At 70.6% G+C, this 24,764-nt stretch carries 20 protein-coding genes; 17 read left to right on the forward strand and 3 right to left on the reverse strand.

What is annotated here, in order from left to right; genetic code table 11:
• Positions 1–89: 89 nt before the first annotated feature.
• A complete protein-coding gene (locus OG223_RS51165) occupies positions 90–506 on the reverse strand; it encodes a hypothetical protein (RefSeq protein ID WP_329264569.1) in 417 nt (138 codons plus the stop codon).
• Positions 507–599: 93 nt separating this feature from the next.
• Positions 600–1,820 carry a low temperature requirement protein A gene (locus tag OG223_RS51170; RefSeq protein WP_329264571.1) on the reverse strand — a complete coding sequence of 407 codons (1,221 nt, stop codon included), beginning with the start codon at positions 1,818–1,820 and terminating at the stop codon, positions 600–602.
• Positions 1,821–2,012: 192 nt separating this feature from the next.
• Between OG223_RS51170 and OG223_RS51175 the strand changes: the two genes are divergently transcribed.
• A complete protein-coding gene (locus OG223_RS51175) occupies positions 2,013–2,909 on the forward strand; it encodes a serine hydrolase (RefSeq protein ID WP_329264572.1) in 897 nt (298 codons plus the stop codon).
• Positions 2,910–3,031: 122 nt separating this feature from the next.
• Here the strand turns inward: OG223_RS51175 and OG223_RS51180 are convergent, their stop codons facing one another.
• Complete coding sequence (locus tag OG223_RS51180) at positions 3,032–3,985, reverse strand: Ppx/GppA phosphatase family protein (RefSeq protein WP_329264574.1); 954 nt, start codon at positions 3,983–3,985, stop codon at positions 3,032–3,034.
• 301 nt (positions 3,986–4,286) lie between these two features.
• Between OG223_RS51180 and OG223_RS51185 the strand changes: the two genes are divergently transcribed.
• The 16 genes from OG223_RS51185 to OG223_RS51260 all read left to right on the forward strand — a co-directional run bounded on the left by OG223_RS51185 (position 4,287) and on the right by OG223_RS51260 (position 24,761).
• The gene (locus OG223_RS51185; protein WP_329264576.1) at positions 4,287–5,759 is read left to right on the forward strand and encodes a DUF6351 family protein; all 1,473 of its coding nucleotides are present in this window, start codon (positions 4,287–4,289) and stop codon (positions 5,757–5,759) included.
• A gap of 515 nt (positions 5,760–6,274) precedes the next feature.
• Positions 6,275–7,495, forward strand: coding sequence for a sensor histidine kinase (locus OG223_RS51190; RefSeq protein ID WP_329264578.1), 1,221 nt, complete (start codon positions 6,275–6,277; stop codon positions 7,493–7,495).
• Positions 7,492–8,175 (forward strand): response regulator transcription factor, encoded by a 684-nt coding sequence (locus tag OG223_RS51195; RefSeq protein WP_329264580.1) that lies wholly within the window; start codon positions 7,492–7,494, stop codon positions 8,173–8,175. Before OG223_RS51190 ends, OG223_RS51195 begins: the two co-directional genes overlap by 4 nt.
• A gap of 146 nt (positions 8,176–8,321) precedes the next feature.
• Positions 8,322–11,462, forward strand: coding sequence for an efflux RND transporter permease subunit (locus OG223_RS51200; protein ID WP_329264582.1), 3,141 nt, complete (start codon positions 8,322–8,324; stop codon positions 11,460–11,462).
• A gap of 170 nt (positions 11,463–11,632) precedes the next feature.
• Positions 11,633–12,589, forward strand: coding sequence for an ABC transporter permease (locus OG223_RS51205; protein WP_329264583.1), 957 nt, complete (start codon positions 11,633–11,635; stop codon positions 12,587–12,589).
• On the forward strand, positions 12,586–13,491 hold the full coding sequence (locus OG223_RS51210; protein WP_329264585.1) for an ABC transporter permease: 906 nt from the start codon (positions 12,586–12,588) through the stop codon (positions 13,489–13,491). Before OG223_RS51205 ends, OG223_RS51210 begins: the two co-directional genes overlap by 4 nt.
• Before the next feature lie 67 nt (positions 13,492–13,558).
• Complete coding sequence (locus tag OG223_RS51215; RefSeq protein ID WP_329264587.1) at positions 13,559–15,127, forward strand: ABC transporter substrate-binding protein; 1,569 nt, start codon at positions 13,559–13,561, stop codon at positions 15,125–15,127.
• Positions 15,112–16,152: an ABC transporter ATP-binding protein gene (locus OG223_RS51220; protein WP_329264589.1), complete on the forward strand. Its 1,041-nt coding sequence runs from the start codon at positions 15,112–15,114 to the stop codon at positions 16,150–16,152. The genes OG223_RS51215 and OG223_RS51220 overlap by 16 nt, the downstream gene beginning before the upstream one ends.
• Positions 16,142–17,128 (forward strand): ABC transporter ATP-binding protein, encoded by a 987-nt coding sequence (locus OG223_RS51225; protein ID WP_329264591.1) that lies wholly within the window; start codon positions 16,142–16,144, stop codon positions 17,126–17,128. Before OG223_RS51220 ends, OG223_RS51225 begins: the two co-directional genes overlap by 11 nt.
• Positions 17,129–17,144: 16 nt before the next feature.
• Positions 17,145–19,106, forward strand: a complete 1,962-nt coding sequence (locus tag OG223_RS51230) for a glycoside hydrolase family 3 protein (RefSeq protein WP_329264593.1) — start codon at positions 17,145–17,147, stop codon at positions 19,104–19,106.
• A gap of 135 nt (positions 19,107–19,241) precedes the next feature.
• A complete protein-coding gene (locus OG223_RS51235; protein WP_329264595.1) occupies positions 19,242–20,078 on the forward strand; it encodes an SDR family oxidoreductase in 837 nt (278 codons plus the stop codon).
• Positions 20,079–20,325: 247 nt separating this feature from the next.
• The gene (locus tag OG223_RS51240; RefSeq protein ID WP_329264598.1) at positions 20,326–21,333 is read left to right on the forward strand and encodes a zinc-dependent alcohol dehydrogenase; all 1,008 of its coding nucleotides are present in this window, start codon (positions 20,326–20,328) and stop codon (positions 21,331–21,333) included.
• Positions 21,334–21,376: 43 nt separating this feature from the next.
• On the forward strand, positions 21,377–22,126 hold the full coding sequence (locus tag OG223_RS51245; protein ID WP_329264599.1) for an NADPH-dependent F420 reductase: 750 nt from the start codon (positions 21,377–21,379) through the stop codon (positions 22,124–22,126).
• Between the two features lie 64 nt (positions 22,127–22,190).
• A complete protein-coding gene (locus OG223_RS51250; protein ID WP_329264600.1) occupies positions 22,191–23,129 on the forward strand; it encodes an MBL fold metallo-hydrolase in 939 nt (312 codons plus the stop codon).
• The gene (locus OG223_RS51255) at positions 23,126–24,487 is read left to right on the forward strand and encodes a sialidase family protein (RefSeq protein WP_329264602.1); all 1,362 of its coding nucleotides are present in this window, start codon (positions 23,126–23,128) and stop codon (positions 24,485–24,487) included. Before OG223_RS51250 ends, OG223_RS51255 begins: the two co-directional genes overlap by 4 nt.
• Positions 24,488–24,566: 79 nt before the next feature.
• On the forward strand, positions 24,567–24,761 hold the full coding sequence (locus OG223_RS51260; RefSeq protein ID WP_329264604.1) for a ferredoxin: 195 nt from the start codon (positions 24,567–24,569) through the stop codon (positions 24,759–24,761).
• Positions 24,762–24,764: the final 3 nt, after the last annotated feature.

Raw genomic sequence — 24,764 nt, forward strand, 5'->3', positions numbered from 1 at the left:
CGTGGCCCATCACTCGACCGAGTGGCCTGCCCGCGGAGGCCGCCCTGGGCGGCCCCGCGGTGGTATTGCCCGGTGAGCGGCCACACCGTTCATGATCCGGTCTCCGTCGAGCCGCCGATGTCCGTGGCGAGACGGCGGTAGGCGGCTCGGGCGTGAAGGAGGCGGGCCAGGGCCGTGCCGACGAGGGCGGCGGTGAACAGGCAGCCGAGCCAGAACGCGTCGCGGTGTCCGGCCCAGGTGAGGGTGCCTGCGGGCGGGACGGCGAAGCCGTTGAGGAAGAGCCGGCACAGCACCGCGGTACCGGGGGCCGCCGTGAAGCGGGCGCACAGGCCGAGCAGCACGGAGAACACGGAGAGCGCCGGCGAGGGCCGATCGGGACCTGTCAGCGCGTTGAGCAGTGCCACCAGCACCAAGGCGCCGCCGGACGTCGCGGCCCAGACCAGTGGCGTGGCCACGGGCGAGGGGACGGGTCGTGCTCCGGTACGGAGAGGCACCCAGTCGATCATGCCGGAGACTCCTTCTGGTCGTCCCGCTCCTCCTGGCGGCGGGGAAGTCGGCCTGCCCGAGTCCGCGCCGCCGGTACAACCTCGCCCCACGGCTCAAGTCCCGGTCCCCACCGGCGACTTCGACGACTTCGCCGCCCATCGCTCGTAGAGGATCGGCCACAGGGTGATCAGGACGAGCAGCCAGACCACGGTCACGGTACGGACCTGTGCGCCGAACACGGCCGGCAGCAGGGGCAGCGCGCAGCAGGGGAGGGCCACGGACAGCAGCCACCGCCGTTCCCGCCCGGCCCGGCCGAGCCAGGCAAGTCCGCTGAGCAGGAAGTACCCGGCCAGCGACGAGCACAACAGCCACCGGGTGGCGTCCGGCAACGTCTCCAGGTGCTCGGCCGCGGCTCCCAGCGCGGCGGCCAGAGCGGCGAGGCAACCGGACACGAAACAGTGCAGGGGCAGCGCCGCACGGGCGGGCAGCACCCCTGCCGCCAGGTGCGGCACCCCCGCGTAGCCGTGCCCGAAGGACAACGCCCACAGCATGGCCAGCAGGAAGAAGGCCGCGACGGCGAGCATGTACAGCTTCTTGTCCCACTCCGCGTCCGACGTCGCCTCGACCACCTGGACGACGCCCTCGCCCAGCACGATGATCACGAAGAGGCCGAGCCGCTCGCTCAGGTGCTCCGTCTGGGACCGCGCGAGCGACGTGCCCCGTCCGGAATCGCGCCGAGCGGATTGCTTGTCATGGCGTTTCCGGGCCTCCTGGTGCTCGACGATGTCACGTGCGGAGACCGCGAACGTGACGTACAGATCGAGGGCGATACCGAGGGCCCAGAGCCAGTAGCGCATCGGATCGTGCGTCCAGAGGGAGACGATCCACGGGATCACGCCGAGCGACATCTGAGCGGCCGGCCAGTCGACAAGGACCTGGCGACGGTGCTGCCAGGCACGGCTCGCCAGAAGGCGGATCAGGACGTAGGCGAGGGCGAACACGCGCGCGTGCCGGTCGTCCCCCTCGTGCACCCCCGGTACCGCCGCGGCCATGACGGCCATGCCGAACATCGCGGCCAGCACCGTACGGACGTGGGTGTTCTCGTAGGCCACGTTCGCGTACAGGGTGAAGCAGATCCAGGCCGTCCAGAAGGCCAGGAACAGCAGCGCGTACAGGCCCAGGTCGGACACGTCCGGGACACCGTGCAGCAGATGCGCGATCTGCGCCACACCCGCCACGGCGACCAGGTCGAAGAACAGTTCCAACCAACTGGCGTGCCGGTTCTCCTCGGAGGTCGGTTGCGGGGCCGGTGCGGTCGTGTTGTCGTCGCTCACTGGATCACCATGCCCTGTCGCCGACGGCGACTCTGTCGAAATCCGCAGGTCGATCCCCGGCAGTTCGGGAGCTGTGGCTATGGTCACAAATCACTGGAATACGGCTATTTCGTGGCACTGGTCACGCCACGGAACCGCCGCCTCGTCTACGTTCGCAGCGCTGTGTCCCCGCCCCCGAACCACCGAGGCCTCATGCCGTACCGCCCGAATCCTCGACCGACCACGCTGAGCACGAACACGCCCGGCCGACGCGGCAGGCGTACCGGATTCCGCGCGGCGCTCCTCACCGGCTCCATAGCCACCCTCCTCGCGGTCGGTGTGGTCGGCCCGGCGGCTGCCGTCGCCGGGACGTCGGAGCCCTCCGCCGGCCCCGCGCAGCCGACGGCGACGAGCCTGGCGCGCGTGACGACCGCCGTGCTCGACCTGGACCACCCCGCCCGGAATCCACAGGTGCGGGGGAAGGACGTCCCCTACGACACGGCCAGCATCATCAAGGTCGACATCCTCGCCACGCTGCTCCTCCAGGCGCAGGACGCCGGACGCGGCCTCACCCAGCAGGAGCGCACCCTGGCAGAGGTCATGATCGAGCACAGCGACAACGACGCGGCGACCGCGCTCTGGCGGGAGATCGGCCTGGCGTCCGGCCTGGAGGCGGCGAACAAGCGCCTCGGCCTCTCCTCGACCGTGGGCGGGGCCGGCGGCAAGTGGGGACTCACGCGCACCACGGCGACCGACCAGATCCGCCTGCTGCGCGCGGTGTTCGCCGACGCCGGGACCTCGTCCTCCAGCGAGCCCGTACTGACCCCCGCCTCCCAGACCTACATCCGTACGCTGATGACCCGCATCGCGGCCGGCCAGTCATGGGGCGTCTCGGCGGCCTCCGACGCCGGATGGGCCCTCAAGAACGGCTGGCTGCAACGCACCACCACCGGCCTGTGGGACATCAACAGCGTCGGACGCGTCACCTCGGGAACACACCACTACCTCGTCGCGGTCCTCTCCGACGGCAACGCGTCGATGCAGGGCGGCATCGAGGCGGTCGAACGCGCGGCCCGCGCGGCAGTCTCCGCCGCGGGAGCGGCCGGCTGACGACACGGACGCGGGCGCTCGGCTTCCTGGCCGTCCGTCCCTCGCGGCGCGAGCAGGCTTCGCGGGACACTCGCGCGCCGGCCCGACCATGAGATCGGGACCGGTACCGCGTCCGCCGGAGTTCAGCCGGCGCGGCGAGAGCGGGCGGTTGTGGTGCCGGGCATGCCGAGGTGTTCCAGCAGCAGCCCTTCGCGGGTGGACCAAGGGCAGATCTCGACGGTCTTGGCCCCGCAGGCTTCCATGAGGGTCTGCGCGATCAGGGCTCCGGCCAGGGACTGTTCGGCGCGATGGCGCGAGATGCCGGGCAGTTTGCCACGCCGGGACGGCTTCGCCCCGGCCAACAGGGCGACCGAAGCGCGCAGGTGAGGCAGCGCCAACTGCCGCGCGGCTCGTGGCGCCTTGCCCCGGGCCGCGGCGAGCCGGGCGAGTTGCTCGAAGGTTTTGGAGCAGGCCAGCACCCGAGTGCCCGGCTCGGCGAGCGGCAGACCGGGAACGTCTTCCAGGGACCGGCGCAGGTGCTTTCGGATCTCGGCCAGGCGGCGTTGGGACGGCACGCTGTTGCCGGGCAGCCAGTCCCGGGTGATCCTGCGCGCGCCCAGCGGCAGCGAGTGCACGGCGTGAGGCTGGTCCCCGGTGCCGGAGGCGATCTCCAGGGTGCCGCCGCCGATGTCCAGGACGAGCAGCGGGCCGGCCTCCGGGCCCGCCCACTGGCGAGCGGCCACATAGGCCAGCCGCGCCTCCTCCTCGCCGGTCAGCACGCGCAGGCGGGTGCCCGTGGTGCGCGCCACGCTCGCGATGATCGCGTCACGGTTGGGGGCGTCCCGGATGACGGAGGTGGCGAACGCGAACACTTCCGGTCCGCGCGGACGCGGGTTCGCGGCGACGGCCTCGGCCACGGCTTCCTCGACGCTCTTCACGCCGGCCCGGTCCAGCCGTCCCTTGTGGTCGAGGGTCTCGTGCAGCCTCAGCCGCACCTTGCGGGAGAAAACCGGCTCCAACAGCGCGCCAGGACTCCGCCGAACAACCGTCAGCAGAGCGCTGTGGCACCCGACATCGAGCACACCTGCCTGCCGCACCCCGTGCCCCCCTTGTCCCGTATTCGACCGGACCGGCTTCCTCTCCCCGTCCTCCGAACAGCCCAGATGACGGCGTGACAGGTTCCCGGCCCAAAAGATAACTATATCGTCACCGCTCGTTCACCCTCCGCCCCGTCTCCGGAACAGCGGTGTGATGAGCGGTTGTCGTGTCGCTCGACCGTCCGCCCGCCGGGCGAACACTATGAACGCAATGATCGACGGGTGGTCCCCACCTGCGGCGGTTCCTAGCATCACGGTTCGCAGCGCAACCGCGCACAGCGAACGCGTAGGAGCCGCTCCCGTGACGACACTTGACGCACCCGTACCGGTACGCCGCCGAATACCGGCCCCGCGCTACCGCCGGGCCGCCCTGGCCGCAGGCCTCGCCGCCGCACTCCTCGGCACGCTCGGCAACGCCCCCGCGCCCGCCGCGCCCCCGGCGCAGACCGAGAGGCCTGCCGTAGCCACCTGCCCGGCCGACCTGGTCGGGAAGGCGACCTGTTACACCGGCCAGGACGCCAACGGGGCGTACTACGCGATGGCCGTGCCGACCCGCTGGAACGGATCCCTCGTCGTGCACGCGCACGGCGGACCCGATCTCGGCGACTCCTCGGACCCGTCGCGCAGCACCGACGATCTGGGGCGTTGGGCGGTGATGGTCGAGGAGGGCTACGCCTGGGCCGGCTCCTCCTACCGCCGCGGCGGGTACGGGACCCGGATGGCCGCCGCCGACACCGAGAACGTGCGCAGACTCTTCGTCTCGACGTTCGGGAAGCCGAAGCGGACCTACGTGCACGGCCAGTCCTGGGGCGGCGACGTCGCCGCCAAGGTCGCGGAGACCTACGGCAGACGCCCCGGCGCCTACGACGGCGCGCTGCTCACGAGCGGCGTCCTCGGCGGCGGCTCGCGCGGCTACGACTACCGGGTCGACCTACGGGTGGTCTACCAGTACTACTGCCACAACCACCCCCGCCCGACAGAGCCGCAGTACCCGCTGTGGCAGGGGCTGCGCGCCGACTCCACCATGACGAGCGCCGGACTCCGCGCCCGCCTTCAGGAGTGCACAGGCTTCGCCTCCGCCCCCGCGGAGCGGACCGCGCTCCAGCAGCGCAACCTCGACGACATCCTCGCCGTCACCCGCATCCCGGAGCGTGCGCTGGAGTCCCATCTGCGGTTCGCGACCTTCACGTTCCGGGACATCGTGTCGACCCGGCTCGGCGGCCGCAATCCCTTCAGCAACCGGGGCGTGCGGTACTCGGGTTCGCACGACGACAAGGCGCTCAACGCGGGCGTCGAGCGGTTCTCCGCCGACCCCACCGCGCGCCGCGACCTCTCCTACGACAGCGACCTGACCGGCAATGTCTCCATCCCCGTCCTCACCCTGCACGCGATCGACGACCCGACCGCCTTCGTCGAGCACGAGGCGGCCTACCGCGCCACTCTCCAGGGCGCCGGCCGAGGCGGCAACCTCGTCCAGACCTTCACGACGGAGACCGAGCACAGCGCGCTGAGCGACTCCGAGTACGCCGACTCCCTTGCGGCTCTGGACACTTGGGTACGCCACGGACACAAGCCGACCCCGCGCTCGATCGCCGCTTCCTGCGCGGCCTTCGACCGGACCTACGGCGGCGGATGCTTCTACGACCCCGCCTTCCGCCCCGCACCGTATGCCTCGCGGATCCGCCCCCGGCCGGGCGGGTTCGTCTGGCCCGCCATGACCGCGGCGCAGGAACGGGCGTGGAGTCGGATCGACGGCGTGGGGATCGCTCCCTGATCCCCGGCCGCACGAGGTAGCGGCCGCGGAGCGGCCCTACGGATCCCGGCGACTGTTCACTGCCACGGCCGCCGGGTCCTGCACCGGTTTCAGCATGTTCAGGAACCTCGGACATCCAGATGGCGATGGTCCGGGGTCTCATGCCCGCTCAACGCGCGGCCATGAGGCCTCGGCTGGAAGCGATCATCGATCAGCGGCAACACGATGGCAGCGACCCTGTTCTGCAACGGCGCAAGGAAGTGGTGCAACCCGCTTGGCCGGACGTGATGGTGCCGGGCGACGGGTGCCTGTCTCGACTACGGGATGGCGGTGCCCCACCGCAAACGCCCGCAAGGGCTCAAGCGACCCTGCCCGCCACGTCGAGGACGAAGATCAAGGGTCCTGCCACGGGGCGAGCACATACAGAAGCCGTAGGCACCCCCGGCGGGCACCCGCTCCGCCTACCGCGATCGCGGTACACCGGCTGCCGCGTGCGCGGGACGTGAGGCGGCACCCCCGCCGTCTACCCTTCAGGGATGAAGGCAGCCATTCCGAATGTACGAGCGATGCGGCGCCCGGCAGTCGCGACCTGGCTGCCCGCGGTGATCACCGCCGTGCTCGGACTGCTCACCCTTCAGGTGATCGACCGGGGTGATGTCCTGGCACTCGCCGCCGGACCCGCGTTCCTCATCGTCGCCGGCAGCGGCGCGCTGCTCGTGCGGCGCCGGGCCCCCGTGTCGACGCTCGCCGCGGTGTTGGTGCTGACCGTCCTGAACCAGGCCGTGGGTACCCGTCTCGACGCCGTGATCCCGGCGATCCAGGTGGCCGTCTACACGGTCGCCCTGCGGACCGGCCGTCGCGGCGCGTGGGTGACGGCAGCCCTGACGACGGCCTGGGCCGCGGTGACCGTGCTCGCCTTCCAGGCGGAGCAGCCGGTCGACCCGCAGCGGCTCGGCGCGATCGCGTGGATCGTCGCGGCCGCCGCCGTCGGTGACGCCGTACGCAGCAGACGTGCCGTCGTCGACGGGCTGCGCGAACGGGCGGAGCGCGCGGAGCGGACCCGGACCCGGGAGGCCGCACGCCAGGTCGCCGAGGAACGCGTCCGGATCGCCCGCGACCTGCACGACATCGTCGCCCACCAACTGACCCTGATCCACGCACAGGCAGGCGTCGGCGTCCATCTGGAGAACGCCGGAGTACCGCGCAGCGACGGCCTGTTGGAGCAGATCCGCGACGGGGCGAAAGTCGCTCTGCAAGAATTGCGTACCACCGTTGGCGCGCTCAGTCAGGGCGCCGACAGCGACGCGCGGTTCCTTCAACCTACGCCCGGTCTGGCCATGTTGGACGACCTCGCCAAGTCGTTCGGGCTCGCCGGGCTCAAGGTGGAGGTGCATCGACGCGGCGAGCCGGGCAGACCGTCCGCGAGCGTGGACGTCACCGCCTTCCGCATCCTCCAGGAGGCCCTCACCAATGTGCAGAAGCATGCCCAAGCCGACGCGGCAGAAGTCGGGTTGAGCTGGTCCCCGGGCGCACTGGTGCTGACCGTACGCAACGGCCCCTCCCCTCGCTCGACCCGCGTCGCGGCAGAGGGGACACACCGAGGGCTGCTGTCGATGAAGGAACGCGCGGCGGCCGTACGGGGAACCTGTGAGGCCGGTCCGGTCCACGGTGGCGGATATCTGGTGACGGCCGTGCTGCCGCTTCATGAGACCGGGCGCGCGCAGCACCTGGCCGCCGTCGAGGCGGTGGCGCCGTGACGATCCGGGTGCTGCTCGCCGACGACCAGACCCTGTTGCGCGGCACCCTCCGGCTGCTGCTCGACAACAGCCCGGGCTACGAGGTCGTAGGAGAGGCCTCGGACGGCGACGAGGCGCTGGCGCTCGTCCGCGCCCATGCACCCGATGTGGTGCTCATGGACATCGAGATGCCGAGGGCGGACGGGCTCCGGGCGACCCGCTCGATCCGCGAGGACCCTTCGCTCGACGACGTGAAGATCCTCGTGCTGACCACGTTCGAGACCGAGCAGTACGTCGCCGAGGCGATGCTCAGTGGCGCCAACGGGTTCATCGGCAAGGGCACCGACCCGCCCGAACTGCTCGCGGCCGTCGACACGGTGGCCCGAGGGGACATGACCCTCTCGGCCGCGGCGGCACTCGCCCTGATGCAGCGGTTCCGGGAGCAGCAGTACACACCGCTGCCGACCACGCCCGGCCGGCTCGCCGAACTCACCCCGCGCGAGCGGGAGATGGTGACCCTCGCGGCCAAGGGCCTGTCCAACGACGGCATCGCCCAGGATCTCCAGCTCAGCAGGCACACCGTGAAGACCCACATCAACCGGGCCATGGCCAAGCTCGGGGTCAGCGAACGCGCTCAACTCGTCGTCATCGCCTACGAGTTCGGCCTGGTGAGGCCGGGAGGCCACCCACCCGCGCGGTAGGCGCCGGAGGCGGGTAGCGCGGGCGCGGTAGCCGGGTTCCATGCGTCAGGGCGACGCCATGCGTGGGGCGCGACCAGCAGGGTGGGAAGGCGCCCCAACTGCGGGGCGCTGTCCGCCCTTTGCCCTACGGAATGAGAATCCCGACGATGTCCTGGCTGACCAGGATCAGCATCGCCAACCGAAGACTGGCCGCGCTGTTCACCCTTCTCGTTGTCGCCCTCGGCGTCTACGCCATCCCGTCGATCAAGCAACAGCTCATCCCCAACCTGTCGTTCCCGATGGTCACGGTGGCCGCGACCTACACCGGTGCCTCCCCCGAAGTGGTGGAGCGCCAGGTCGCCGTGCCGATCGAGGACGCGGTCAAGTCCCTGGACGGGGTGGAGAGCGTCTCCTCGACCTCCCGCCAGGGCTCCGCCGTGGTGGTCCTCCAGCTCGACTTCGAGGCGAACATCGACGACAGCGCCCAGAAGGCGCAGCAGGCGGTGTCCAGGATCCCGGCCCAACTGCCCGAGGGCGTCGACTCGTTGGTGATGACCGGCAGCACCGACGACCAGCCGACCATCGTTCTCGCCGCCACCTCCGAGGCCTCCCAGCAGACCCTGGCGGCCGCCCTGGGCGACGAGGCCGTACCGGAGCTGAAGAACGTCGACGGCGTCAACGACGTCACCGTCTCCGGCGCCCGCGACCGGCTCGTCACCGTGACCCCGGACACCACGGCGATGAGCACGGCCGGCCTGACCGCACAGGACCTCTCCACCGCCCTGTCCGACCTCGGCACGCACGCCGCCGGCTCGGTCAGCGGTGACAAGGAGTCGCTCAGCGTCTCCGTGCCCGAGAACGTGACCGGCCTGGACGCGATCAAGAAGCTGTGGGTGTCCCCGCCCGCGAGTGCGACGGGCGACACCTCCGAGCCCGTTCGGCTTCGGGACGTCGCCTCGGTCAAGTACGCCTACGCCGAGGCCACTTCACTCACCCGCACCGATGGCAAACCCAGCCTCGGCATCAGCGTGACCATGGACCACGACGGCAGCGCCGCATCGATCTCCGAGGATGTGCGCGCACTCGTCCCCGGTCTGGAGAAGAAACTCGGCGACGGCACCCGGCTGACGGTGGTCGCGGACGCCGGCCCTCAGGTCAGCGACTCCGTGCACGGACTGCTCAAGGAAGGTCTCCTGGGTCTGGTCATGGCCGTCCTGGTGATCGTGCTGTTCCTGCGCTCGGCCCGTTCCACCCTGGTCACCGCGATCTCGATCCCGCTGTCCCTCGTCATCGCGCTGATCGTGCTGTGGTCCCGCGACTACAGCCTCAACATGCTCACCCTCGGCGGCCTCAGCATCGCCGTCGGACGGGTCGTCGACGACTCGATCGTCGTCCTGGAGAACATCAAACGCCATCTCGCGTACGGCGAGGACCGTGACCACGCGATCATCGGCGCGGTGCGCGAGGTGGCCTCCGCCGTCACCGCCTCCACGCTCACCACGGTCGCCGTCTTCCTGCCGATCGCCTTCGTCTCGGGCATGGTGGGCGAACTGTTCGGCCCCTTCGCCGTCACCGTCACGGTGGCCATGCTGGCCTCGCTGGTGGTGTCGCTCACCATCGTGCCGGTGCTGGCGTACTGGTTCCTCAAGCCTCCCGCCGACGCGGGCTCCGTCGATCCCGAGGAGTACCGCGGGCGGGTCGAGGCCGAGGAGCGCGAGGGGCGCCTCCAGCGCTGGTATCTGCCGCTGATCACGTGGTCGCTGCGTCGCCGTAAGACCGTACTGGCCGGATCGCTCGCCCTGTTGGTGCTCACCCTGGCCATGACGACCGCGCTCAAGACCAGCTTCCTCGGCGGCTCCGACGCCACCAGCCTGCGACTCGCCCAGACGCTGTCGCCGGGCAGCAGCCTCGCCGCCACCGACGCCGCGTCCCGACAGGTGGAGAAGATCATCGCCGGCACGGACGGCGTCTCCGTCTACCAGGTGACCGCCGGAAGTCTCGGCAGCACCGGTCCGAGCAGCGCCAATGACACCGGAGCGTCGACCGCGACGTACACCATCGTCCTCGACGGCGGTGTCGACGCCGAGAGTCTTCAAGCGAGCCTGGAGAAGCGCCTTGGCCAACTGGGCGGCTCGGCAGGGGACTTCGCCTTCGCCGCGAGCGGCGGCGTGGGCGGCGGCAGCGATGTCCAGGTCACGGTCCAGGCCGACGACTCCGCCGCGCTGCGCACCGCGACCGACCGGATCCAGCAGGCACTGAGCAAGGTCCCCGAAGTCACCGAGGTGACCAGCGACCTCGCCGAGAGCGCCCCGCAGATCAACGTCGTCCCCAAGGGCGAGGTAGCGGCCCAACACGGCCTGACCGGCGCCGACTTGGCCGCTGCGGTGAACCAGGCGCTCCAGGGCACGACCGCCGCACAGGTCGTCCTCGACGGCGAGCGGAGCGACATCGTCATCAGGGCATCGAGCGCCACTCCCAACTCACCCGCGGCGCTGGGGAAACTGGAGATCCCGACGCGGTCGGGCCCCGTGCGGCTCGGTGCCGTTGCCACGATCACTCGCACCGAGGCCCCCGCCGAGCGCACCCGCACTGACGGACAGCAGACCACCACCGTTTCCGCCGTCCCCGTCGGCGACGACACCGGAGCGGCTGGTTCCGCCGTCGAAAGCGCCCTGGACAAAGTGGAGTTGCCGAAGGGCGCCGCTTACACCATGGGCGGTGTCACCAGCGACCAGAGCGAAGCGTTCTCCCAACTCGGTCTCGCGATGGTCGCCGCGATCGCCCTGGTGTTCCTGCTCCTGATCGGGGTCTTCCGGAGCATCCGGCAGACACTCGTGCTGCTCGTCTCCATCCCCTTCGCCGCGACCGGCGCGATCCTCCTGCTGCTGATCACCGGCACCCCGCTCGGCCTCGCCGCGCTAATCGGCATGCTGATGCTGATCGGGATCGTGGTCACCAACGCGGTCGTCCTCGTCGATCTGGTCAACCAGTACCGCGAGCAGGGGATGAGTATCGGCCAGGCGGTGATCGAGGGCGGGCTGCGCCGACTGCGGCCCATCGTCATGACCGCCCTCGCCACGATCTTCGCCCTGATCCCCATGGCACTCGGTATCACCGAGGCGGGCGGACTCATCTCCGAACCCCTCGCCGTCGTGGTCATCGGTGGCCTGATCAGCTCCACACTGCTCACGCTCGTGCTGATCCCGACCCTCTACACGATGGTGGAGACCCGCCGCGAGCGGCGAAAGAGGGGACGGACGACCACGGCGGAGCCGTCCCGCCCGCAGCCCATGCTCCCCGTGCACTGACTCCTCCCCACAGCGGGGGACCGGCCGTGCCGACAATCTGTTCCGGTCAGCGGACACCCGCCGCCAATCGGTTCCGGCCAGTCCCCATGCTGAGCCCCCATCGAGCCAACTCCGCTCCTACCGGGGCGCAGCCGCACATCTCACCTACGCCTCCCAAGGAAGCGAGTCGCATGGTGCTCACCACCGCGAGACGGGTCCTTCGCAGCCTGGTCGTGATCATCCTCGTCACGATGGGCTCCGTGGCGCTGCTGAGTCTGGCGCCGGGCTCTGCCGCCTCCGTCATCCTCGGCGAGAACGCCACACCGGACGCGGTCGCGAGACTCAACGCCGAGCTGGGCATGGACCAACCCCTCTGGCACCAGTACGCCGACTGGCTCGGCCACGCGGTCCGGGGCGACCTCGGCACCTCGCCCGTCACCAACGAATCGGTCCTGCACGCTGTTGTCACCCGACTGCCGGTGACGCTCGAACTCGCCGCCATGGCACTGACGTTGTCCCTCGTCGTAGCCGTCCTCCTGGCCATCGTCTCCGCCGCGCGGGAAGGGTCCTGGGTGGACCGCGCCACCACGGCCCTGTCGTCGGTACTGCTGTCGGTGCCCGCCTTCATCGCGGGCCCCCTCCTCATCTACTTCTTCGCACTCAGACTCGGCTGGCTCCCCGTCAGCGGCTGGGCCCGCGTCAGCACCGACGGCCTCGGCGCGAACCTGCGCGGCGCCCTGCTCCCCGCCCTGTCGATCGCCCTGACCGAGATCGCGACCTTCCATCGCGCCCTGCGCGCGGATCTCATCTCCACCCTCCGCGAGGACTACATCGCCGCCGCCCGGGCCAAGGGCATGAGCCCCGCCTACGTCATGTTCCGCCACGCGCTGCGACCGTCCTCGTTCTCCCTGATCACCCTGGCCGGCATCAACCTCGGCCGGCTGATCGGCGGGACCGTCGTCGTCGAGATCCTGTTCTCGCTGCCCGGCCTCGGCCAACTGGTCGTCTCCTCGATCGTCTCCCGTGACCTCGTCTCGGTGCAGGGAATCGTGGTCTTCGTCGTCGTGGTCTACGTCCTCGTCAACACCCTCGTCGACCTCAGCTACCACTGGCTCGATCCCCGGGTCAGAAAGGCGGCCGCGGCATGACGAGCACCCAGCACACCGTCACGAAGGGACCCGACACCACAACCGACGACGGCGCCGCGACGGAACCCTCCGTCCCGGCCGTGCACCGCGGCCGGTCGCTCCTCGTCACACTCGCCTACACCTGGCTCGCCGTGATCGTCCTCGCGGCCACGTTCGCCGACATCCTCCCCCTGGCGCCCTACGACCGCCCCATCGGCCTGCCCCGGCAGACACCGGGCCTCGACTCGCTCGATCTCCTGCTCGGCACCGACCAGTTGGGCCGCTCGCTGCTCTCGCGCTGCGTCTACGGCGCCAGGGTCTCGCTGCTCGTCGGCGCGGGTGCGGGCCTGATCGGCTCGGTCGTGGGAACCGCGCTCGGCATGGTCGCCGGCTACCTGCGCGGCCGTACCGACTCGGTGATCAGACTGATCGCGGACGCGATGCTCGCGTTCCCGCCGCTGATCCTCCTCCTCGCGCTCGCCGCCGTCCTCACCCCCAGCGTGTCGACCATCCTCATCGGGCTGACCCTGCTGGTCGTCCCCACCTTCATCCGGCTGGCCAGGGCGAACACGCTGTCCTGGGCCTCGCGGGAGTTCATCACCGCGGCCCGCAACATGGGCGCGAGCAGGCGGCGCATCCTGGCGCGGGAGATCCTGCCCAACCTGCTGCCCGCGCTGGGCGCCTATCTGCCGGTCGTGATGGCCGCGCTGATCGCGGCGGAGGGCTCATTGAGCTTCCTCGGCATGGGCATCCCGCCGCCCTCGCCGAGCTGGGGCGGAATGATCTCCGACGGCAAGGACTCCGTCGGCGACTACCCGCACCTCGTCTTCGTGCCCACCGCGTTCATCTTCCTCACCGTGTTCGCCCTCAATCAGGCGGGCGACCACCTGCGGCACCGGTTCGACCGGGATCTGCACGACTGACACCGCCCGGACCGCGCCCAGTTGGGGTCGGCCGGTCTCCCAGCCCGTCTACGACAAGGGGTCAACGATGATCCGTACAAGGGGCTTCACCACGATCGCGGTCGCCGCCGCGGCACTCCTGCTGGGTGCCTGCGGAGGAGGGGGCGGGAAGAGCGGGACCGGGTCAACAGGGGCCACCGGCAAGCCCGTTGCGGGCGGCTCCGCCCGCGTCCTCACCCTCAGCGAGCTCCGCACCCTCGATCCCGCGCAGATGGGCAACAACTTCGTCAGCGGCGCCATCGTGGGCAACGCGCTCTACGGCACCCTGCTCACGGACGATCCCGAGACCGGGAAGATCCGCGGCTCCCTGGCGTCCTCCTTCACGTCCTCGGACGGCGGGAAGACCTTCGAGCTGAAACTGCGCGACGGGCTCACCTTCTCCGACGGCACCCCGTTCAACTCCGCTGCTGTGAAGTACAACTGGGACCGGATGCGGGTACCGGCCACCGCGTCCCCATACCAGGCCGACGCCTCGCTCGTGACCTCGACGCAGGCCGTCGACGCGACGACGCTGAAGGTCACGCTGGCGGAGCCCATGGCGCAGTTCGCCCAGTCCGTCGTCACCACGTCCATGAACTGGATCGCCTCACCGGCCGCGCTCGGCAAGGGCGCGAAGGCCTACGACGCACACCCCGTCGGCGCCGGACCGTACACCCTGAAGGAATGGCGCCGGCAGGACGCCATGGTGCTGGTGAAGAACACCAAGTACTGGGACAAGCCCAAGCCCTACCTGGACCAACTCACCCTGACGGTAGCCCTCGACGCGACGCAGCGCGTCAACACCGTGATCAGCGGCGGCGCCGACCTCGCCATCGAGCAGAACTGGGAGAACCTGAAGAAGGCCTCGGACGCAGGGCTGCCGACCACGACCTCCCCGCTCAGCGGCGGCACCTACCTCGCCCTCAACACCCGGCGCGCGCCCTTCAACGACATCCGCGCCCGCGAGGCGCTGGCCGACGCCATCGACTTCAACGCCCTCAACGTGTCGGTCTACAACGGCACCGGCGAGACCGTCGACACGGTGTTCCGCAAGGCCTCGCCCTTCTACACCGACACCCCGGTCGGCAAGCCCGACGCGGCGGCCGCGCAGAAGCTGTTCGACGCGATCGCGGCCGACGGCAAGCCCGTCTCCTTCACCTTCACCACCACCGCGTCGACGGAGAACAAGGCCCAGGCCGAGTCGATGCAGTCCCAGCTCAGCAAGTTCAAGAACGTCACCATGAAGATCAAGGTCGTCGACTACGCGGAGTTCATCCCCCTCCAGACCTCGCACGACTTCGACGCGGTGGTGTCGTCCGCCGCCTTCAACGACCCGGAGCCCAGGCTCTGGACCGCCTTCCAGGGCGATTCGCCGACGAACATGACGGGCATCGACGACGCCCAGCTCGACGCGGCTCTGCTGAAGGGCCGTACGGCCACCACCGTCGCGGACCGCAAGGCCGCCTACGAGACCGTGCAGCAGCGGCTCGTGGCCCTGCGCCCGATGCTCTGGATCCTGCGCATCGCCGGCAGCGCGATCTCCGGCAAGAACGTCGGCGGCCTCACCCAGTACGGCTTCGGCTCGCTGCTCCCGGAGGACCTGTGGATCAAGCACTAGGCGAGGCGGCGGACCGGGTTGAGCCGATCCTCGAAGTCCGCGATCTGCGGGTCCACATCGGGACACCGCGCGGTGTCGTACGGGCCGTCGACGACGTCTCCCTCACGATCGGGCACGGACAGGCGCTGGCCGTCGTGGGGGAGTCGGGCTCCGGCAAGTCGGTGACGGCGAAGGCGGTCATGGGCATGCTGCCGAGAGGCGCGGGATGCAGTGGCCACATCCTCTTCCGTGGACGGGACTTGCTCACCCTGTCCCCGGGCGAGCTGCGGAAGATCTGGGGCACCCAGATCGCCATGGTGCTCCAGGACCCGGGGCGCTCCCTCAACCCGGTCGTCAGGGTGGAACGACAACTCACCGAAGGCATGCGACGGCACCTCGGCGTCGGGCGTGCGGAGGCGCGGGGCCGGGCCGTCGACCTCCTCGTGGAGGTGGGCGTACCCGACCCGGAGCGCCGACTGCGCAACTACCCGCACGAGTTGTCCGGCGGTATGCGCCAGCGCGTGATGATCGCCATCGCGCTGGCCTGCGAACCCGACCTGGTCATCGCGGACGAGCCGACGACGGCGTTGGACGTGACCGTGCAACGCCAGGTCCTCGACCTGTTGCGCCGCATCCAGCGGGACCGGGGGACGGCCCTCATGCTGATCAGCCACGACCTCGCCGTGGTGGCCGGCCGCACCGACCGCACCGCCGTGATGTACGCGGGCCGCCTCGCCGAGGTCGGGGCGACCCGGACGGTGTTCACGACACCACGCCACCGGTACACCCACGCCCTGCTGGAGGCGGTTCCCACCATCGACCACCAGCGCCACACCCCGTTGCGGCTGATCCGCGGTGCCCTGCCGGATCCCGTGGCACCGCCGACGGGCTGCCGCTTCGGACCGCGCTGCACGGCGGTGCGGACCGAGTGCGGTACCCCGGGGCCCGTCATGGCCTCCGTGGGCCGCGACCACCGGGTCGCGTGCTGCGTCCCGGTCCCGCCGCCCGACCTGCCGCCGCTGACGGGAGACCACGATGGCCGGTAGCGGGAACGCCCATCTCCGCGGCGACAGCGCCCTGTTGACCGTACGGGACCTGGTCGTCGAGTACGCCACCGACGCCGGGGTCGTCCAGGCGGTGTCCGGGGTCAGCTTCGACGTCCTGCCGGGGGAGACCCTCGGCATCGTCGGCGAGTCGGGCTGCGGCAAGTCCACCACGGGCCGGGCCGTCCTGCGCCTGGATCGCGCGACCCGCGGCACGATCGAGTTCGACGGCGAGCGCATCGACCAGGCACGCGACCGGCGGATGCGCGCGCTGCGACGCGACATGCAGATGGTCTTCCAGGACCCGGTGGCCTCGCTCAACCCCCGCCGCAAGGTGCGGGACGTCGTGGAGGAAGGCCTGGTGATCGGCGGCGTACCGGCTGCCGAGCGCACCGAACGGGCCGCCACCGTACTGGCCCAAGTGGGCCTGGACGAAGGCCGGTTCGCCGAGCTGATGCCCCGTCAACTCTCCGGCGGGCAGGCGCAACGGGTGGCGATCGCCCGGGCCCTCGCCCTGAACCCGAAACTGCTGATCTGCGACGAACCGGTGTCGGCCCTCGACGTCTCCGTGCAGGCCCAGACACTCAACCTGATCGAGGACATCAAGGCCGCCTACGACCTGACCGTCGTGTTCATCGCCCATGACCTCAGCGTCGTCCGCGCGGTCAGCGACGACGTCATGGTCATGTACCTCGGCAAGGTCTGCGAGTTCGGCGACGCCGACCTGGTCTACGAGCGGCCCGCCCACCCCTACACCAGGGCTCTGCTCGACTCCGTACCCCTGCTCGATACCGACCAGGGCTTCGCCGGACCGGAGCTCGACGGAGACGTCCCGTCACCCCTGGCACCGCCGACGGGCTGCCGGTTCCGTACCCGGTGTCCGAGAGCGGCGGACCAGTGCGCGGTCAGCGAGCCGCAGGTACGTGAGGTGCGCGAGGGGCAGTACGTCGCATGCCATTTCCCGCTCGACAACACCTAGGCCGGAGGGAGCAGTTGTGGCGGAGCGTGGAGGAGAGCCGAACAGACGCAGGCTGCTCAAGCTGATGGGTGCCACGGCCGCCGGTGCGGTGGCCGTCCCGGCGGGCACCGGGCGCCGGGCACAGCCACGGCTCGTCGGCAGGAACGTGCCCTTCATCAGGAAGGACGGCCTGCTCTTCAAGGACCAGAGCAAGGACGGCCGGCTGCACCCGTACGAGGATTGGCGGTTACCGGCCGAGGTCCGGGCCCGTGACCTGGTCGGCCGGATGACGCTCGCCGAGAAGGCCGGCACGATGGTCCACCCGCTCGCGGGCGCGGCCACCGCCTACTTCCTCGACGAGGTACCCGCCGGATACCCGGCCGTCTACAAGCCGATCCGCCCGATGATCGCCGACCGGCACATCACCTCGCTGCTCTCCATGTTCGCGACGGAGACGGCGGTCCTGGTGAGCCAGAACAACACGCTCCAGGAGATCGCGGAGACCGGACGCCTGGGGATCCCCCTCTCGCTCAGCACCGACCCGCGCAACGGCTTCGCCGCCCTCGGCGGCCAGAGCAGCCCCGCCGGCGAATTCACCAAGTGGCCGGGCACGTTGGGCTTCGCGGCCATCGGCGACCGCGACCTGGTGCGCGCGTTCGCCGACACCGCCCGGCAGGAGTACCGGGCCGTGGGCTTCTCGATCGCCCTCTCCCCGCAGGCCGACCTCGCCACGGAACCCCGCTGGAACCGGATCAACGGCACGTTCGGCGAGGACGTCGACGTCGTCACGGACCTCACCGCGCAGTACATCCGCGGCTTCCAGCACGGCTCCGGCGGTATCGGACCGGAGAGCGTCGTCTGCGTCGTCAAACACTTCGCCGGTCATGGAGCACAGGTCGGCGGCTACGACAGCCACTTCCTGTACGGGAAGTACGCGGCCTTCCCCGGCCACGGCTTCCCGGCCCATGTGCGGCCCTTCCGTACGGCCGTCCACGGCGCCAGGGTCGGCTCGGTCATGACGATGTACTCGATCGCCCAGCAGGTCACGCTCTTCGGCCGCCCCCTGGAGCAGGTCGGCGCCGCCTTCAACCGGCAGTTGATCACCGATCTGCTGCGCCGGGACATCGGTTTCGACGGCGTCGTCCTCACCGACTGGCAGGTGACCGACGACCCGCCCACCGACCCCGAGGACCCGGTGTCCGGCAAACCATGGGGAGTCGAGACCCTCACCGAGGAGGAGCGGTTCGCCAAGGCCATCGACGCCGGGGCCGACCAGTTCGGCGGTACGTCGAGCACGGACCGGATCGTCGCCGCGGTCCAGGACGGGCGGGTCGACGAGCGCCGTATCGACGCCTCGGTCTTCCGTATCCTGCTCCAGAAGTTCCGCCAGGGACTGTTCGAAGCCCCCTTCGCGGACTTGGACGTCGCCCAACGGACCGTAGGCAACGGCACGTTCAGGGCCGCGGCACTCCGGGCCCAGCACCGTTCTGTGGTGCTGCTCCAGAACCGAGACCGGGTTCTGCCCCTTAGAGCCGGGTCCGGCACGAAGGTCTACGGCTACGGACTCTCCGCCGCCGCGCTGACCGCCTACGGACTGACACCGGTGGCCGACCCCGCTCGGGCCGACCTCGCCGTCCTGCTGCTCCAGACCCCCAGATCGGGCCTCCATCTCGCCGACCTCGACTACAAGGACACCAACGCCGACTACCAGGCCGTGCTGGCGGTGCGGGCGGCCGGGATCCCCTCGGTCGCCGCCGTCCAGCTCGACCGGCCCGCGATCCTCACCGACATCCGCGACAAGGTGACCGCCCTCGTGGCGCACTTCGGCCTGTCCGAAGAAGCCCTCCTGGACGTCCTGACCGGCAGAGCCCGCCCCGAGGGCAGGCTCCCCTTCGACCTGCCGGCCACCCCGGCGTCGGTCGTCGCACAGCGGCCCGACCTGCCGTACGACCTGGAGCAGCCCCTCTACCGTCGTGGATTCCGTACCCCCGCCTGGTGATGCGGAGGAACTGTTCCGGTCACCGGTCGACGCGGAACCCACCCGGTACGGCGGTGACCAGACTGACCGTCGGCACCGGGCCCCCTCCCCAAGCGTCCGGCCGGGCTGCCGGGACCTGGAAGGCGGACCCCGCACATGCACGAGATCGGCACGAGTAAGCGCCCGGACTGGAGTCTCGCCGTGGTGATCGGGGCCGGTGGCCTCGGTACGGCGGTGGCGCGACGGCTCGGGCAGCAGCACCGGCTGCTCGTCGTGGACATCGACAAGGACAGGGCGGACGGGGTCGCGCACCGGCTGCGCGACGAGGGAGCCGACGCCGAGCCGGTGCAGTGCGACATCACCCGGCCGGAGTCGGTACAGGAACTCGCCGAGGAGGTGGGACGGCGCGGCGGGTTCGCCGCGCTCGCGCACGTCGCCGGACTCTCCCCGTCCGCCGCCGACTTCGAGAGCATCGTGCGGGTCAACCTCACCGGAGCCGCCCTCGTCACCCGCGCGCTGCTCCCCTTCGCGGCGCCCGGCGCGGCGGCGATCCTCATCTCCTCCCTCGCCGCGCACACCGTCACCCCGAGCGCCGCCGTCGAGGCCGTACTGCGCGACCCGCACGAGGCCGGAACGGCGAGCCGCCTCAAGGAGGCGCTCGACGCGGAGCAGCGCACCTCCGCGATGGCCTACCACCTCTCCAAGTACGGCCTGTTGTCCCTGTGCCGGCGTGAGGCGGCGGCGTGGGGAGCGCGGGGTGCGCGGATCGTCAGTCTCTCCCCGGGGCTCATCGCCACCCCCATGGGCGCCTTCGAGTTCGAGCACAGCCCGGTCAAACGCGAGCTCTACGCCAGGACCCCGCTCGCCCGCGAGGGCACGATGATCGAGATCGCCGGAGTCGTCGCGTTCCTCGCTTCCGACCAGGCGTCGTTTATCTCCGGCACCGACCTCCTGGTCGACGGCGGACTGGCCGGCACCTTGCGCGCCGACTGAGCGAGACGGCGTCGGACCGAGGCCCCGGCCCGGCCCGTCCCGTCTCGTTGCGTCCCGTCCCGTCCCGTCTCGTTGCGTCGCGTCGCGGAGAAAGTGGTCCGCCCAGCGGGATACCGGACCCGGCGCCGCCGATCGTCCCCCTAACTTTTCGCGAGCCGTGACTCCCCGGCACGGTCGGCGCCCTCGCGGCGCTCACCACGAGGGAGACCTGATGCCCACCCGCCCTCCCGGACCGGAAGGACCCACGATGAAGTCCGCCATCTACAACGGGCCGCTCGACATCACCGTCACCGAGCTGGAGACCCCCACCTGCGGTCCGCGGGACGTGCTGCTTCGCAACCTGCACGCCGGCATCTGCGGCTCGGACGTGTCGGTCTACCGGCACGGTCCCGGCGCCCACCAGATCCTCAAGGGCGAGCAGTTCGGCCACGAGGTCGTCTCGGAGATCGCCGAGGTGGGCGGCGAGGTGACCGGCCTGGCGGTGGGCGACCGCGTCTATCCCTACCCCCTGCTGGCCAAGGGCGACCCGCACCGCGCCGGCTGCCTGGGCGGGTTCTCCGAGTACATCCTTGTTCCCAACTGCCGTGTCGGGGAGCAGGTGTTCAAGGTCGGCGACCGGATCCCGACGCCCGTCGCCGGACTCATCGAGCCCTTCACCGTGGCCCACAACGCCGTACGCCGCTGCCGTCCGCAACGCGGCGAGAAGGCGATCGTCTTCGGCGCGGGCACCATCGGGATCGCCGCGGCCGTCGCGCTGAAGAGCTTCGGCGCCTCGGACGTCATGGTGGTTGACCTCTCCGAGTTCCGGCTGGCGAAGGCCGCCGGACTCGGCTTCCTGACCTGCAACTCCGCGCGGGAGGACCTGCGTTCGCGCGCCGGTGAGGAGTTCGGCGAGGTGACGAGCCTGATGGGCACCTTCCCCGACGTCGACATCTACGTCGAGGCGGCGGGGCCCGACGAACTGTTCGCCACCATCCAGTCCATGGCCAAGGCCGGCGCGCGCATCGGCGCGGTCGCCGTCCACCCCAAGCCGGTCGCCATCGACCTGGTCCGGCTGGCCTACGGCCAGCAGACCATCGTCGGCCCCGGCGGGTACCGGCCCGAGGATGTCGTCGACGTCATGAAGATCATGGAGAGCGGAGAGTTCGACCTCGCCTCCATCATCACCCACACCTTCGAACTCGACCGGATCATCGAGGCGATCGAGACGGCGGGCGACCGCGAGTCCGCCCTCCATGTCGCGATCGCCTACTGAATTCGCCTACTGCAACCGCCCACTGACGCGGAAGGACCGGGACGTGACGAAGACCCTCGGACTCATCGGAGCCGGCCGGATCGGCGGGGCACTGGCCCGGCTGGCGCTCGCCGCCGGACTGGACGTGGTGGTGAGCAACTCCCGTGGCCCGGAGACCCTGACCGACACCGTGGCGCGGTGGGGAGAGGGCGCCAGAGCCGCCACCGTGGCGGACACGGCCCGGGAGGCCGACATCGTGGTGGCCACCGTCCCCCTGGGCGCCCATCGACGGCTTCCCGCCGACGCCCTGGCGGGGAAGACAGTGTTGGACACCATGAACTACTACCCCGAACGCGATGGCACCGTACCGGAGTTGGACTCCCGCGAACTGACCTCCAGCGAGCTGGTGCAACGCCACCTCCAGGGCGCGCGGGTGGTCAAGGCGTGCAACAACATCGACTTCCTCCGTCTGGAGATCCTGGCCCGGCCCACCGGCGCCGCCGACCGCAGCGCGCTGCCCATCGCCGGTGACAGCCATGCCGCCAAGGAAGAGGCGATCCGGCTGCTCGACGCCCTGGGCTACGACACCGTCGACCTCGGTCCCCTGTCGGAGAGTTGGCGCAGCGAGCCGAACACGGCGGCCTACGTCCAGCCGTACCTGCCCCCGCGGCCGACCGGCCTGACCGCGGACGAGGACGTCATGCGCTGGTTCCTGGACTGCCCCGGTGCCCCGCTGCCCGCAGACCGACTCACCGTTCTCCTGCGCGACGCCGTACGGCAGTCGCCCGCCGACGCGCGCGAACGCCTCGGCTGACGAGTCCGACGAGGTCGACGACTCGGATCACCGGCACGACCTCCCTCACCGAAGGCATCACGACATGCGGACACTCAGCCTGGGCCACGCGTCGACAGACCGGATCGAGGAGCACACCCTCCCGGTCTCCCTCACCCTCCTGACCGGCGACGCGGCCCTCATCGCGCGCCACGTGGACCCGCTGCCCAGCGGGTTCCTGGACCGGGCCACGATGAACTTCCAGTTCTCCAACCACAGTTGGGTGCTGCGGGTCGACGGCCGCACGGTGCTGGTCGACCCGTGCACCGGCAACGGCCGTACGGGCAGGGGGCTTTACTTCGATGGGCTGGACGTGCCCTATCTGGACCGGCTCGCGGCCGCGGGTGTGACGCCCGAGGCGGTCGACGTCGTCTTCTGCACCCACCTCCACCACGACCACTGCGGCTGGAACACCCGCTGGAGCGAGGGGAGTTGGGTGCCGACCTTCCCCAACGCAGACTACGTGTTCGCGGAGGAGGAGTACCGGCGGTGGGACACGGCCGGGCCGACGCACACCAACGACTTCAACCCCAACGTGTTCGACGAGTGCGTGCGTCCGGTGGCCGAGGCGGGCCTGGCCAAGGTCGTCCCGCTGCCGTACGCGATCTCGCCGAGCCTGACCGTCGAGCACGCACCGGGACACACGCTGGGGCACGCGGTGCTGGGGCTCGACTCCGGTGGCGTACGGGCGTACTTCACCGGAGACGCCTTCCACCACCCGGTCCAGTTGACCCGTCCCGAACTGCATCTGCCGGGCTGCGACGACCTGGACACGGCCGTCGCCACCCGGCGCGCACTCGTCCAACGGGCGCTCGACGAGGACGCGTTCGTCTTCCCCGCCCACTTTCCCGCACCGCACTACGGCCGACTCGCGCTCGACGGCGACGAGGTCTGTTTCCTGCCCGGCGGTGCGGCCGACACCACGGGCGACGATCAACAGCCGTCCGTGACCGCAGAGTTGCAGCCTTCAAAGGAGCAGGCATGAGAGCAGTGCACAGTCCCGTCCACGGACGGGTGCGAAGAGCGGCGAGAGTCTTAGGCTCCGGCCTGATCGCCGCCGTGGTCGCGCTTCCGTTCCTGGTGACCAGCGCGCAGGCGAGTCCGGCGGGCCATCGCGGCATCCTGGAGGTCGATGCGACCCCCAACACGCCGGACCGGGTCAACGGTCAGCCGGTGGTCGCGGTCAACCCCAAGCATCCGAACAACCTCGTGTATGCGTCGACAGACCACATCGTCGACGGCGGCACGCTCGTCCGGGTGGAGTGCTACGCCGCGTTCTCGACCAACGGCGGCCGGACCTGGACCCGTACGGCCTGGCCGGTCAGTGATCATCCGCAGTGCGGCGACCCGTATCTGGCCGTCGACTCGAAGGGGATCTTCTACCTCGCCTGGAACCAACTGGGCTGCCCCGGCGACCCGGACGGACCGATCACCGGTACCTGCGACGGAGTGCCCAACAAGCTCGGGGTCGCCAGGTCGACCGACGGCGGACGCACCTGGTCGCACGCCGTCGACACCCCGGCCGTCCGCGCCGCCACGCCCCGGCTGCGGGTGGACACCGCCACCGACTACGTCTACGCGGTCGGCGCCAGCCCGGTCGGACAGCCCGGACCCTCGGCCGTCACGGTCAGCAAGGACCATGGTCTGACCTGGACGCCGGTCGCGGAACTCCCGGACCAGCCCTTCGGCAACCAGATCGCGGTGCACAACGGCGTGCTGGCCAGCGCGACGTCGGAGGTGGTCGTGGGCGGGGTCTCGGTCCAGCCCGTGAACCCCGTGTTCGAGGTGAGCCGCGACTACGGGCAGACCTTCACCGCGTACCCCGTCACCGACAGCCATGGAGTCCAGGTCGCACCGCCCTCGGGCGACCTCGTGCCGGACACCAGACTGCTGGCGTCGGACCCGATCCCCTGGGTCACCGCCGATCCCACCCGGACGGACCGGTTCGCGCTCCTGCTGCCCCGGGGCGACAACCTGGAGGTGTACGTCACGAACAACGCGGGCCGCACCTGGACCGGTCCGGCCGTGGTCGCGGCACCGGGCGCCTCGAAGCCCTGGATCGACTTCGGTCCGAAGGGAACGCTGGGCATCATGTGGCGGCACGTGGCGGGCGGGCTCGTCGACACCTACTCCACCGTCTCCTTCGACGGCGGGAGGAGCTTTCCCCGCACGGTGAAGGTCAACCGGACGAGCGAGCCGTACACCTTCCTCGGCAGTGGTGGTGACGAATGGTCGCGGATCCTCATCCACGGCAAGTACGCCTACGTCACCTGGTCCGACGCGCGTGAGGGCGGTGCCGTGGACGGCATCGTCGCCCGCGTTCCCCTGTCCCGCTACCACTGAGTCAGCGCGGTCCGGGCCGCGTCTCCCTGCCGGGGAGGCGCGGCCCGGGCCCGTACGCCAAGCGAATTGGGAGGGCTTCATGAAGGTCGTCGTCGACGAGGACAAGTGCGTCGCCGCCGGGCAGTGCGTCGCCGCGGCGGCGGACGTGTTCGACCAGCGTGACGAGGACGGCGTCGTCGTCCTGCTGACCGAGCACCCGCCGCCGGAGGTGGCCGACGACGTCCGCACCGCGGCGGCCGTGTGCCCCGCGCTCGCGATCCGGATCCAGGAGTGACTC

This window comes from Streptomyces sp. NBC_01478 (genome assembly GCF_036227225.1).
Classification (GTDB): Bacteria; Actinomycetota; Actinomycetes; order Streptomycetales; family Streptomycetaceae; genus Streptomyces.

What these genes read in the sequence shown, in the direction of transcription:
- OG223_RS51165 (WP_329264569.1), bottom strand. Translation starts at nt 506, where the DNA reads ATGATCGACTGGGTGCCTCTCCGTACCGGAGCACGACCCGTCCCCTCG.
- OG223_RS51175 (WP_329264572.1), top strand. Translation starts at nt 2,013, where the DNA reads ATGCCGTACCGCCCGAATCCTCGACCGACCACGCTGAGCACGAACACG.
- OG223_RS51190 (WP_329264578.1), top strand. Translation starts at nt 6,275, where the DNA reads ATGAAGGCAGCCATTCCGAATGTACGAGCGATGCGGCGCCCGGCAGTC.
- OG223_RS51200 (WP_329264582.1), top strand. Translation starts at nt 8,322, where the DNA reads ATGTCCTGGCTGACCAGGATCAGCATCGCCAACCGAAGACTGGCCGCG.
- OG223_RS51205 (WP_329264583.1), top strand. Translation starts at nt 11,633, where the DNA reads ATGGTGCTCACCACCGCGAGACGGGTCCTTCGCAGCCTGGTCGTGATC.
- OG223_RS51210 (WP_329264585.1), top strand. Translation starts at nt 12,586, where the DNA reads ATGACGAGCACCCAGCACACCGTCACGAAGGGACCCGACACCACAACC.
- OG223_RS51215 (WP_329264587.1), top strand. Translation starts at nt 13,559, where the DNA reads ATGATCCGTACAAGGGGCTTCACCACGATCGCGGTCGCCGCCGCGGCA.
- OG223_RS51225 (WP_329264591.1), top strand. Translation starts at nt 16,142, where the DNA reads ATGGCCGGTAGCGGGAACGCCCATCTCCGCGGCGACAGCGCCCTGTTG.
- OG223_RS51235 (WP_329264595.1), top strand. Translation starts at nt 19,242, where the DNA reads ATGCACGAGATCGGCACGAGTAAGCGCCCGGACTGGAGTCTCGCCGTG.
- OG223_RS51240 (WP_329264598.1), top strand. Translation starts at nt 20,326, where the DNA reads ATGAAGTCCGCCATCTACAACGGGCCGCTCGACATCACCGTCACCGAG.
- OG223_RS51250 (WP_329264600.1), top strand. Translation starts at nt 22,191, where the DNA reads ATGCGGACACTCAGCCTGGGCCACGCGTCGACAGACCGGATCGAGGAG.
- OG223_RS51255 (WP_329264602.1), top strand. Translation starts at nt 23,126, where the DNA reads ATGAGAGCAGTGCACAGTCCCGTCCACGGACGGGTGCGAAGAGCGGCG.
- OG223_RS51260 (WP_329264604.1), top strand. Translation starts at nt 24,567, where the DNA reads ATGAAGGTCGTCGTCGACGAGGACAAGTGCGTCGCCGCCGGGCAGTGC.